The organism is Leptotrichia hongkongensis, assembly GCF_007990635.1.
Taxonomy (GTDB): domain Bacteria; phylum Fusobacteriota; class Fusobacteriia; order Fusobacteriales; family Leptotrichiaceae; genus Leptotrichia; species Leptotrichia hongkongensis.
In genome coordinates this window covers 159149-171549 of the sequence record NZ_AP019846.1, presented here as the reverse complement: position 1 = coordinate 171549, position 12401 = coordinate 159149, and the positions used below count along the sequence as shown (strand labels likewise).

Sequence of the window (12401 nt, the reverse complement as noted above, 5' to 3'; positions counted from 1 at the left end):
CTCCCTTTTAAAATCAAAAAAATTAAACTCTTGTTTAAAAATAGTTTTTTATAATATTATTCTAATTTCAAAAAAAAAAAAAAAAAGACAATTATCATAAAAATATGTTATAATACAAAAAAAGAATGTACGGAGATGATAAATATGAAAAAATTATTTTTGATTGTAATTCTTGCTCTGACTACAGTAAGTTGTGGTTTATTAGATCCCAAATTATGGGATGAAGCTCGTGAAAGAAGAGAAGAAAGAGGAGTTCATTGTTATAAGCAATATGGAAATGTTTATTGTAAAGATAGGGATGGAAATAGAGTTTACTAACAAATTATTTTTTGTTGATTGGAGTTGACAAGTTTGAAAAAATTGATATTAATTACTGTTTTGGGAATGGCTGTGGTTAGTTGCGAATTGCTTAATCCTGGTGAGTGGAAAAAAACAGAACAATATAGAAAAGAACGAGGAGAAAAATGTTATCGATATTCTAGTGGATATGTTCATTGTGAATATAGTAAGTAGATGATTTAATCTATAAATTCAATTATTTAAAATATTAAAATTTTTTTTGAATGGAGTTGATAAATTTGAAAAAGTTGTTTTTACTTGTAATTCTTGCTCTGACTACAGTAAGTTGTGAACTTTTTAGTCCAAGTTATTGGAACAAAGTAAGTGAAAGCAGAAAAAATAGAGGAGAAGAGTGTTATAGAACTAGCAGTGGATATTTTTATTGTGAAGATAGGGATGGAAATCGTTATTAATAACTTAGTTTTTGAATGGAGTTGATGAATATGAAAAAATTGATTTTACTTGTAATTCTTGCTCTGACTATAGTAAGTTGTGAACTTTTTGATTCAAATTCGTGGGATAGAGCAAGACAAAAAGCAGCAGATAGAGGAGTTCATTGTTATGAGCAATATGGAAATGTTTATTGTGAAGATAGGGATGGAAATCGTTATTAATAACTTAGTTTTTGAATGGAGTTGATGAATATGAAAAAATTGTTTTTGATTGTAATTCTTGCTCTGACTACAGTAAGTTGCGAACTTTTTAGTCCAAGTTATTGGAACAGAGTAACTGAAAGCAGAAGAGAAAGTGGCGAAAGATGTTATAAGCAATATGGAAATGTTTATTGTAAAGATAGGGATGGAAATAGAGTTTACTAACAAATTATTTTTTGTTGATTGGAGTTGATGAGTTTGAAAAAGTTGATATTAATTACTATTTTGTGAATAGCTGTGGTTAGTTGCAGTTTGTTTAGTCCTTCAAGATGGGCAGAATATGAAAAAGATAGAGCAGGAAGCGGAAGAAGATGTTATGAAAAACGAAGTGGAATTTTTGAGATTCTGCTTCTTTTTTATTTTGAAGAAAAGAAAAAATTATTATTATACTAAACCTCGGTTAAATAAGAAATTTATTACAAACTTTTCTAATAAAGAATAACAACTCAATATTTTTAAATAATTAAAATACAATTTTTACTCTTTAAAATCCGTCGGAGCATTTTTCTGTGCTGACAAAACTGTTTGAGCATAGCGAGTTTTTTGTCAGTGCAGAAAAATGTCGTAGACTAGCCATAGGTTATTGCGTAGCAATCTTGCCATAATTTTAATTATTAGGATAAATCTTTATTGCAAGGTAAGGATTTGCGGCAATGAGCAATCCTACAGAAATAAAAAAGAAAAAACATAATAATATGAAAAAATACCCTAATTGTTTTAATTAGAGTATTTTCCTAAAAAATCCATTTTACTATTTTGTTCCAAATATTCTATCTCCCGCATCTCCCAATCCTGGATAGATATACGCATGTTCATTAAGTCCATCATCAATTGCCGCTATGTACAAGTCAACATCGGGATGTTTTTCAGTAAATTTCTTTATTCCTTCAGGAGCACCAATGATACAAAGTACAGTTATATTTTTTACGCCTTTTTCTTTCAAATAGTCAAGTGTGTAAATCATTGAACCACCTGTTGCAAGCATTGGATCTACTACGAAAACTTGACTTTCAACAACGTTTGTAGGCATTTTTGCATAGTAGTAGACTGGCTCTAGAGTTTCTTCGTTTCTGTAAACTCCTAGATGACCTACTTTTGCGTTTGGAAGAAGCTGCAATATTCCATCTATCATTCCAAGTCCTGCTCTTAGGATGGGAACTAACGTTATTGGTTTATCTAGAACTTTTGTAGTGGTTTTCTGAATAGGAGTTTCTGTTTCAATCTCCTTGAGCGGCAAATGTTTTGTTGCTTCATAAACCATAAGTCCTGCTATTTCGTTTAAGCTTTCCCTAAAAAGTTTAGTGTCTGTATCTTTATTTCTCAAATTTGAAAGTTTATGTTCAATTAGTGGATGTTTCAATTCAAAAACTGCCATTAATAATCACTCCGTTCTTTTTTATACTCAAACTATTTTTTTATTCATATTTTTTACAAAATAATATCATCTACCGGTAAAAGTGCTGCACCCATTGAGATTGACTTACCTAAATCTATTTTCATAATTTTGATAAGCCGCATAATTTCCCTTGCCTGCTCATCTTCCAGATACGTTACAAGAATGCTGTCAGTTCCGGGCCAGACGTGGCTGTTAAAATGTTTTAATGTTTTGCTCCAACGGCTGTAAACTTGTGGAATTATTGTATATTGCTCAATTCCGTATTCACGCATTTCTTCCTTTATTTTATCCATAAAGTATGAATCAAAATATATTTCTACCCTCTTCAAGAAAACACCTCCTTTTCTTTAAAGTTTATTATTATTTATTTTGTGATCTTTCAGCCATTTTTTTTGCTTTTCTTGCTTCCTCTTTTTCCTTTTGTCTTCTTTCTTTTCTTTCTTCAACTATAGAATAAGCTACAGGTATAAAGAATAATGTCAGCAATGTACAGAATGAAAGTCCAAACATAACCGCTACTGCCATTCCTTGATAATAACCCGAACTTCCCTTGCTTGAAAATACCATTGGAATCCATCCAAGCACCGTTGTAAGTGTTGTCATAAGTATCGGACGAAGCCGTGAACCTGCCGCTTCCACAAGGGCCTCTCTAATTTCCATCCCCTTTTGCCGTAAACTTGATACGAAATCCAGTAATACAATTGCATTATTAACCGCCATACCAAACAGCATTAGAATACCAATCATAACGAACATGCTCAGCTGTATTCTTGTTACAGCCAGCCCAAACATTACTCCAATCATCGATAATGGCAATGCTAACATCATTATTAACGGTAAAATAAATGATTCCAGCTGTATTGCCAAGACAACATAAATAAGTGCTACCGAAAGAATAAGGGCATTCATAATTTCTCCACCCATTTCCTTCTGGTTTTGAGCCTTTCCTGCTGGAGCTATTTTATATCCTATAGCTGGATTTGTTTTTTTGAATGATTCATTTACAAATTTTGATGCATCATTCAAACCTTTTGATTTATCCAAATTTGCTCCTACTGTTACAATTTGAGAACCATTATAAGTTTCTATAGAGGCTGCACCTTCCACCTGTTTCATTGTGGCAATATCTCCTAGTCTTACAAATTGTCCTCCACTTGTTTTTATCATTATATTCAGTATTTTGTCAAGTGAATTTTTATACTGCTCTTCAAATTCCATATAAACTTTTAATGTTTCTGTGTTTTCAGTAATTTCTATCGGATCTACTCCTAAGACAGTTTGATTCAGCATTCTAGTTATATCTGTAACACTTAGCCCATAACTTTCAGCCTTTACTCTGTTTACTTCAAGCTGTGCCTGTGGATATCCGCCTTCTGATGATGATTTTACATCTTTAAACCATGTCTGCCGCTTCATGTCTGCCATAATCGCATTGGCAATTCTGTTGATTTCTTCAGCATTATCCCCTTCCACTTGGAATGAATAATCTTTTGAAACTGAACGTCCTCCAGCTTTTGATGGGGAAACAGCGATTGTAACATTTGGAATGTCGCTCATTTTTTGACGCATTCTTTCCATTGCTTTCATCGTGTCTTTTTTTACATCGACATTGACTATTGCCGCCTGAGCATTTACTATAGTAGTATAATTTTTTGTAACAGGATCTTCTTTTACAATCTGTTCCATCTGCTTAGAAATTTCGTGTGCCACTTCTACATCAAGTCCTGTCGAAAGCTGTGCTACTACCGAATACTCATCATTGTCAATCGTTGGGAAAAATGAGGTTTTTACAGTTCTTCCAAGTCCAAAAACAACTACAAAAAATAGTACAATTACTCCGATTATAACTGCTTTTCTATGATCCAAAGCCTGTTTTACAAGATCTTTGTATTTATCTCTAAACGCATTAAATCTATGCGCTTTCCCTTCTGCTCCAGATATTTTCTCAATATTTAAGAAGAGACTTGATGCCATTGGAATAAACAGCATTGCCACAACAATCGAAGTTGACAGTGCGAACATCATTGAGAGCGAAATTCCCGCAAATACTTCCTTTGCAAACCCTGGAAATAATACGATTGGCAGAAATACGCAAACTGATGTTGCCGTTGAAGCTATCATAGGAACTATTACCTCGTTTGTTCCACGTATCGCCGCAACAAGTGCTGGCTCTTTATTAATCTGGATGTGATCAAATATGTTATCTAGCGTAACGACTGCATTATCAACCAGTGATCCTATCGCAAGTGCAAGCCCCATAAGTGAAATTAAGTTTAGTGAAATTCCTTGTGTATTTAAAAGAAAGAAAGTAAATGCAGCTGATATTGGAATTGACATTCCAACCACAAGCGAGGCCCTTAAATCCTTTAGGAATACCAATAAGACAAGTACTGCTATTACTAATGCCTGTAAACCACTATTTGTTACATTGGAAATCGCGTCTTTTACTCTTATACTGTTATCAACTATTATTTCATACTTTGAACCTGATGGAAATAACGGTTTCATATTTTCCAATTCTTTTTTTGCAATATTTGCAATTTCAACTAGATTTCCATCCTTACTTTTTTGAATTACAACAGAAACCATGTCTTGACCATCATATTTTGAATAAGAAGTTTTATCTTTAGTTCCATATTCAACATTTGCAACATCGCTTAATCTTACTGTCTGATTATTATTGTTTGAAATAATAATATTCTGTATTTGATCCAGCTGCTTTAATTCACCATCAACCCTCAAGATGAATTCTTTTGATCCATCTTTTACTGTTCCTCCTGGTACAATTGTATGAGCCGCCTTAATTTTAGAATATATTTCACTCGGAGATAAATTGTATGCCTGCAATCTATATGGATCCAGCCTTACCTTTATCTGTCTTGTAGCATTACCAAATACTGATATGTTTCCAACTCCTCTGTTTCTTTTAAGCCTTGGTTCTAGTGTTTCCTCTATAAATGAAGTAATTATCGCCTGATCTGCTCCTCTTATCGCAATCATCATCGCCATATCCGAATTTCCCCCAGCTGTATTCAATTTTGAAACTACTGGATCATTGGCATCAGATGGCAAATCCTGTTTTATTTTATCAATTTCAGATTGAATCTGTACTTGCTTTATATCCGTATCTGTACCAAAGTTAAATTCTATCATTACACTTGAACTTCCATAAGTTGAACTTGTAGAAATATTTTTAATACCGTCAACATTAAGTGCCGCATCTTCTATCTTTTTTGAAATCTGAGTCTTAACATCCTCAGAAGCTGCTCCAGTCCACGTTGTATTAACAGCTACCAGCGGAAAGTTAAAATCTGGTATCAATTCCTGCTTCATTGACCGCATTGCTACAACACCTGAAAAGACCATAAATACTAATATCATTGTTGTAGAAACAACTCTTTTCGTTGCAAAATCTGCTATTGTCATTTTTTTCTCCTTAATTTTATTTTTGCTTCTGTTTTAAATTCATTTTATCTCTGTTTTTATAAATACAGTCAAACGAATCTAGAAACATTAAACTTTCAAAATCTGTCTGACTGATTATAAAAAATATTAATTTCGTCATCAATAGTAAAAATTATTGCACTTTTCTAACTGCTTCATTAGATTGCACAACATTTTGTCCGTCTACTATTAATTCTACTCCACTTGTTAATCCATTTCCTGTAACTGCTGCATAATCCTGATTTTGATTTGTAATTTTTATAGGAATAGCAATAGCCTTACCATTTTGAACTATATAAACAACTTGCTCTACCCCTCTTACAACAATGGCTTTTTTAGGGATAACTAATCCGTTTTCAGCACCAGTATCTATACTTGCTGTTCCATACATTCCACTTTTTAGCCTTCTATCTGGATTAGGAATTTTAATTTTTACAGTAAATTGTCTTGTTGCACTGCTTGCTGCGGCAGATACTTCATAAACTGTTCCTACCAGTTCTTCCCCTTGTAGTTCGTCAACTTTTACTTTTGCCTGTGTCCCTACATGGATTTTATTTATTACTTCTGGTGAAACTCCCACTTCCAGTTGCATTTCCGATTCATTTACCACAGTAAACAAGGCACTTCCAGCTGATGTTTGCTGATGGAGTTCCAGCTTCATATTTGCAATAGTTCCCGTTGTATTTGTCTTTATTACGGATTTTCTATTTGTGTCATTTGCCGAATCCAGTGCTGCCCGTGCTGAGCTTAGGCTGTTTTTTGAGGCATTTAACTGGGCTCTTGCAGCATCATAATTAGTTTTTGCCTTTAAATAGTCTGTTTCGGTTACTAGCCTCTTATTATAAAGCATATTATATTTTTCGTAATTGATTCTAGCTTCTTCAAGTGCTGCTTGTGCTGAACTAATGTTTGATGAGGCTGTATTCACATTTGAAGCTGCACTTCTCACATTTGATCTTGCAGCTTGATTATCAATTGACACTATTACCTGACCAGCATTTACACTATCCCCATTTTTTGCATTTATGACAACTATCTCTCCTGATGAAGTCGCTGTATACGGTACTTCCTCGATTCCCTTCAAAGTACCGCTTGCTGTATATCCTAAAGAAATTGAGTTTTGTCCAATAACTTGCACTTTTACAGGTCTTGCATTGACAACTTCTGCTTTTTTCTTTTTCCCGCAAGATATAGTAAACATTACAAGTACTGCCAATGCCACTACGATTTTTTTATTATATAATTTCATTATTTATTTCCTCCTATTTTCATATTTTAAATCCGATTAATCAAGAAAAGCTCCGTATTGTGACACAAGATAATAATACTTAAGTTTTGAAGTCGCATAATTTACACGGCTTTGTCTCAATTTCGCCTCTGCATCAAGTAAATTATTCATTGTTATCAAGTTATAGTTATATCTTTCCTTTTCCAGTTCATAAGTTTCTTCTGCACTTTCCACAGCCACCTTCAATGCTTCCAAACTTTTTTCAAGTGCCTGTAGCTGATAATATGTTTTTTTCATATTTGCCCTTACCTGATCCAACGTCTGTCCTGATTTAACTTCTGCAATTTCTTCAGTTTTTTGAGCATATCTTACATCTTCTTTTCTTTTACCCCAGTCAAAAATATCCCAAGTAAATGTTACTCCCGCAGCTGATGATAGATTCTTTGTTTCAAATACATTTTTCAATTTATCTTGTGATCGTAATGCCCCATAGCTTAACGTTCCGTTAATTGTTGGATGAAAACTTGATTTTTCAAGTTTTGTATTTTTTCTGCTTATATCAATTTGCTTTTGTGCGATTTTATACTCAGTATTTTGTGTTGTCAATTTTTCCATATCCTTTGATAGGTCAATCGTCTTGGTAAAATTATCTTCCACCCCAAACGGCACTATTTCAATACTGCTTGGATTCGACACCCCAATTAATATTCCTAAAGATTCCTTTGCTATTTCAATATTCCCCTGTTGTTCCACAATTTGTGCCTCTATAGCTTTTATGCTTCGTTCTGCTTCTCTATATTCAGGCTTTGTAACCATTCTTAATTTATATTTCTCAGTCTGAATTTTATAATTCTCATCTAGCGCTTCCTTAGACTTTTGTAAAACTCCAAGTGTACTAATCGCATCATATACATCAATGTACGCTTGAACAGTACTCAAAACTGTATCTTTTTTTGTTTTATCCAGTTTCAATTCTGCTAATTTTAAGTTGTCCTTACTAATTTCATTTCCAAGTCTTAATTTCCCGCCTGTATAAATTGGCTGTGATAGTGATAAGTATTGCTGATATGCTTCTCCAGTCTTCTTTGATATGATATCTTTAAAGTAGGCGTTTGCCGAAGCATTGTAGCTTACTTTGAAAAATTTCTGTTTCCAAGTTCTGCTAACATCAATTTGCCCTCTATCTACTTCCAGCATTCCAATTTTTATATCTTTATTATTTTTTACCGCCATTTCTGCCGCTTCCTGAATAGTTATTTTTTGTGCAAAATTAGGAATTGACATTAATAGGAGTAACACTGTTACTGCTATTTTGTTTTTATTTTTTTTCATTTTCTGTTTTCCTTCCTGAACTTATTTTAATGCATTATTTATAAATTTTGTTATTTCTTTCAATGATATTTCAATTTTATCTGTATTTTTTATATTGATTATCTCATCTTCCTTCATGTTTCTAAAACTTTTCAAGACAAGTTCGTCAAATAAAAATTCTTCTACTGATATTAATATGAATTCTGATATGATTTGTAAATTATATTTATTACCATTTTTCTTATTAAATTTTTCAACAATATTTATTTTTATAAAATTAACAGATATTTCCCGCAATTCTTCAAAGAAATTCCTTAATTTAGGATTTAACACATTTTTTTGAACAATATTTAATCTCATATTGTTCAAAAGTTGAACGGCACTATTCATTTTAGCTCTTACATAATCTTCTAAAACCTTATCTGGCTGCTGACTAATATCTATAGCCCCAAGAACATTTATTATTTTCTTTTTTATTTTTTCCAAAATCTCATACAATAATTCATCTTTTGTTGCAAAATATGTATAAAAACTCCCTTTAGATATCTCTAACTCCCTTGTAATATCCTCAACCTTTGTTTCCTCATATCCATTTTTTATAAATAATTCCCATTCTTTATCTATTATTTTCTTTCTTTTCTGGATTTTTACACTCTTCTTTTTTTCCAAGTATCTCCCACCTAACAATCAAGATTGACCCGTAAGTCATTATAATATAATATAATTTTTTTTCTATTTTGTCAATCATTTTTCTACTTAGAAATCCATTAAAATACGGATATAAATCATATTTTCAGATTTTTGTCATTTTTTCTTATTTATTTTTTAAAAATTACTTTTTATTTTTACTAATAGTTTTTTTAACTGTTCTCTTTCATTTTTATCTAATACATTTAAGAAACTTTCATATATACTGTTTGCAATTTGCTGATTTTTTCCTAAAAACATTTTCATTCCATCCAAAAGCTGTATATATGAAAATCTTTTATCTTCTTCTGAAACTTCTTTTATTACATATCCCTTTTGTAGATATTTGTTTATTATTTTTGTTACTGCAGGTTTTGACACTTTAGACCTTTTTGAAAACTCAGTCAAGTTTATTTTTTGTGCTTCAAAAATTATTCGCAAATAATGGAAATCCCTTTTAGATAACTCTACCTTTTCTTCCATACTTTCAAAAATTTCATAATATTTTTCTAAAAATTTCTTATCTATATCTTCTACTAATTCAAATAAATTTATCATTTTTCTCCCCAAATATTTTTTTTATACTAGTAAAATTCCCATTTTCTATTTTTAGCTCTTTTCTTCTAGTCAAATAACAAAATATCCAGTAACCTAAAAAAAGAACATACTTATTGAAAATATTTCATTCCCGAAATTTTTTTACCTCAAAAATTAAATACTAAACAAGTTATATTAACTATAATGGCAATAACGAAAATAACTTTTAATTCCACAGGAAATTTTTTAAACACAAACTCTTTTATTGTTAAATTTACATTTTTCTTTTGTATCTAAACCTCCACATATCTACATTAAGTATAATTTTTTGCTTCTATAAACTTAACAGTTCTGTATTTCAAATATATTTTAATTTAAAAACAGGGATAAAATTTCTACCCCTGTATTTTCTCTAGTTTTTAAATTTATTTTTCAAATCCAATACAAATTTTGTCAAATCTTCTGTAAATGCTTCTGCGTTAGCTTTTATCTTTTCTGAAAAATCAGCTAAATTTTCTTTTACTTCTTTTGATTTGCTTTCAAATCTTTCCTTTAATTCCTTATATTCGATATCTGTTTTTAGTTTTGATTCATATTCTTTTGCAAATTCTAAATCTTTCTGAACAACTTTGGCATCTTTTCGAAGGATTGTTTCAGGATTATATTTATTCAAAAAATTATCCAGTTCTGTATTCCCTGATTCGGAAGTTAGTAAAATCAACGCATAATGATTATTTACAAGGTGTTTTGAAACATCTTCAAATATGCTTATTATTTTTTTGTCAGCCTTTTCACCTTGGCTTTCACCTATCATAGCTCCTACTGCTCCACCAAAAATAACTCCCAACGGACCTCCGATAATTCCAATAAGGCCTCCAAGAAGCCCTCCATTTAAAAATCCTATATTTCCATTTGCATTTACTTCAAATCCATCCTTGAAACTCAGCTTATCGTCTTCCTTTCTTACAACTGCAGCCTGAGTAATTACATAATTTTCCCCTGAATATTTTGTCTTTATGTCAGCTAGAGCCTCAAATGCGCTTAGCTGATTTTCAAATGTTGCTAATAAAACATTATTTTCCATGGCAGCTCTCCTTTATTTTTTAAATTGACTAATTATAGTCCTAAAAAAATAGTTTTTATTTTGCCAGTACTTATTTTTTACTTTTAAAAAATAAATTTACTCCCATAATTCCTGCAATAACAAATCCTAATAATCCCAATCCAGAAATTCCAAATATTTTTGGAGGAATGTTTGCTAGAGCTAGTATTGATGAACCCACAAATATTGATGAAATAATAATTGCCAGTACTAATTGCTCAAAAGTTTTTTGAAATTTCTCAAAACCAATTATTTCATGCTTATGTTTTAATTCATTTTTTTGAATTTTTTCCAAAATATTTTTTAAATCTGTAGGTAAAGTTAACCAGTTATCAGAAAAGGTTTCCAATTTTTCTGCTCCCTTTTTAAAAATATTTACTGGATTCATCCGCTCTCTTGCTATTTTATCCATATATGGCTGCATAATTCTTGTTATATTAAGACTTGGATTCAAATGCCGACCAATTCCTTCAATTTGACCAATTCCCTTTATTAATAGGTAAATATCTTCAGAAAGCAGAATTTGGTTATCGCTGAATATTTTCCTTGCCTTTTCAAAAATCGTAACAATATCTATACTTTCCAATGAATTCCCGTCCACCATCTCAATTAATCCGTAAAGTTCCCGCTCAAACTTTCTTTCATCTGCAACTTCAAATTTTATAGCCAGTTTTCGTATAGTTTCAATCATTTTTTTTACATCTTTTTTCAATGAATAAATAATCAAATTTATTAAAAGTTCTCGCTCATTTGGATAAAGCCTGCCCATTGCACCAAAATCAATAAATGCAATTTGCCCATTTTCCTTTATAAAAATATTACCAGGATGGGGATCAGCATGAAAAAATCCATGTTTTAAAAACTGTACCAAATACAAATCAAGTCCAGTTCTTGCAACTTCTTCAGGTTTTTTACCTATTTCTACTATTTTTTCCTTATCAGTAATTTTAAAGCCTTCTATCATTTCCATTGTAAGAACGTGGTTATTGGAAAGATGTTTGTATACGATTGGAACGTGAATTCTCTCGTCCCCTTTAAAATTATTTGCAAAACGCTCTATATTACGAAGCTCGTTACTAAGTGAAAGCTCATCATTGAGCATTTTTTCAAAACTTTCCACAACATCTACAATATTCATTTTTTTCATTTCTTCATAATAATTTTCCAAAGCTTTTGCAAGATTTTTCATAATTTCCAAATCTGCTTCAATTACAGGCTTTATATTTTCTCTTTGAATCTTTACAACAACTTTTTCCCCATTTTTTAATTTTCCTCTAAACACCTGCCCTATTGAAGCTGATGCCATCGGCTCTTCCTCTATTTCAGAAAAATAATCATCTACTTCTATTCCAAGTTCGAGATTCATTTTTTTTCTTACATCTACTTCTTCAATCTCCACACTATCTTGTAATTTTTGAAGCTGTAAAAGCATTTCTTCAGGTAAAATGTCTTTTCGATTACTTAACATTTGCCCAAATTTTACATATACAGGCCCCATTTCCTCAATCGCCATTCTTATTCTTTCATAAAAAGTATAAGAATTTATTTCATCAATTTTGTCACTATATCTTCTTTTTATATTTCCAGGAATATACTTTTCCAAGTCTCCCCTTTTAAATAGTTCATCAAATCCATATTGAGCAATTACTGAAGAAAGCTTTACAAGCCTTTTTGTTTTCTGTATAAAATCTACCATCTAATTTA

Annotated in this window: 14 protein-coding genes; 5 read left to right on the top strand and 9 right to left on the bottom strand. The window is 31.4% G+C overall.

Going from position 1 to position 12401, the window contains the following annotated elements:
• Positions 1-135: 135 nt before the first annotated feature.
• The 5 genes from FVE75_RS00870 to FVE75_RS10850 all read left to right on the top strand — a co-directional run bounded on the left by FVE75_RS00870 (position 136) and on the right by FVE75_RS10850 (position 1434).
• Positions 136-318 (top strand): hypothetical protein, encoded by a 183-nt coding sequence (locus FVE75_RS00870; RefSeq protein ID WP_147004783.1) that lies wholly within the window; start codon positions 136-138, stop codon positions 316-318.
• Positions 319-578: 260 nt separating this feature from the next.
• The gene (locus FVE75_RS10860; RefSeq protein ID WP_232052570.1) at positions 579-752 is read left to right on the top strand and encodes a hypothetical protein; all 174 of its coding nucleotides are present in this window, start codon (positions 579-581) and stop codon (positions 750-752) included.
• A 30-nt stretch (positions 753-782) separates the two neighbouring features.
• Positions 783-953, top strand: a complete 171-nt coding sequence (locus tag FVE75_RS00865) for a hypothetical protein (RefSeq protein WP_232052569.1) — start codon at positions 783-785, stop codon at positions 951-953.
• Positions 954-983: 30 nt separating this feature from the next.
• On the top strand, positions 984-1157 hold the full coding sequence (locus tag FVE75_RS10855; RefSeq protein ID WP_172618751.1) for a hypothetical protein: 174 nt from the start codon (positions 984-986) through the stop codon (positions 1155-1157).
• A gap of 115 nt (positions 1158-1272) precedes the next feature.
• A complete protein-coding gene (locus FVE75_RS10850) occupies positions 1273-1434 on the top strand; it encodes a hypothetical protein (protein WP_172618750.1) in 162 nt (53 codons plus the stop codon).
• Between the two features lie 309 nt (positions 1435-1743).
• Here FVE75_RS10850 and upp read toward each other — a convergent pair whose 3' ends face one another.
• The 9 genes from upp to FVE75_RS00815 all read right to left on the bottom strand — a co-directional run bounded on the left by upp (position 1744) and on the right by FVE75_RS00815 (position 12393).
• Positions 1744-2367, bottom strand: a complete 624-nt coding sequence (upp, locus tag FVE75_RS00855) for a uracil phosphoribosyltransferase (RefSeq protein ID WP_147004781.1) — start codon at positions 2365-2367, stop codon at positions 1744-1746.
• Positions 2368-2420: 53 nt separating this feature from the next.
• Positions 2421-2717 carry a PG0541 family transporter-associated protein gene (locus FVE75_RS00850; protein WP_147004780.1) on the bottom strand — a complete coding sequence of 99 codons (297 nt, stop codon included), beginning with the start codon at positions 2715-2717 and terminating at the stop codon, positions 2421-2423.
• Between the two features lie 31 nt (positions 2718-2748).
• Positions 2749-5814: an efflux RND transporter permease subunit gene (locus FVE75_RS00845; protein WP_147004779.1), complete on the bottom strand. Its 3066-nt coding sequence runs from the start codon at positions 5812-5814 to the stop codon at positions 2749-2751.
• Positions 5815-5965: 151 nt separating this feature from the next.
• Positions 5966-7081, bottom strand: a complete 1116-nt coding sequence (locus FVE75_RS00840) for an efflux RND transporter periplasmic adaptor subunit (RefSeq protein ID WP_147004778.1) — start codon at positions 7079-7081, stop codon at positions 5966-5968.
• A gap of 36 nt (positions 7082-7117) precedes the next feature.
• Complete coding sequence (locus FVE75_RS00835; protein ID WP_147004777.1) at positions 7118-8392, bottom strand: TolC family protein; 1275 nt, start codon at positions 8390-8392, stop codon at positions 7118-7120.
• Between the two features lie 21 nt (positions 8393-8413).
• Positions 8414-9040: a TetR/AcrR family transcriptional regulator gene (locus FVE75_RS00830; RefSeq protein WP_147004776.1), complete on the bottom strand. Its 627-nt coding sequence runs from the start codon at positions 9038-9040 to the stop codon at positions 8414-8416.
• A gap of 156 nt (positions 9041-9196) precedes the next feature.
• Positions 9197-9616, bottom strand: a complete 420-nt coding sequence (locus FVE75_RS00825; protein WP_147004775.1) for a MarR family winged helix-turn-helix transcriptional regulator — start codon at positions 9614-9616, stop codon at positions 9197-9199.
• A gap of 391 nt (positions 9617-10007) precedes the next feature.
• On the bottom strand, positions 10008-10679 hold the full coding sequence (locus FVE75_RS00820) for a DUF1269 domain-containing protein (protein ID WP_147004774.1): 672 nt from the start codon (positions 10677-10679) through the stop codon (positions 10008-10010).
• Positions 10680-10749: 70 nt separating this feature from the next.
• Positions 10750-12393 (bottom strand): ABC1 kinase family protein, encoded by a 1644-nt coding sequence (locus FVE75_RS00815; RefSeq protein ID WP_147004773.1) that lies wholly within the window; start codon positions 12391-12393, stop codon positions 10750-10752.
• Between the last annotated feature and the right edge of the window lie 8 nt (positions 12394-12401).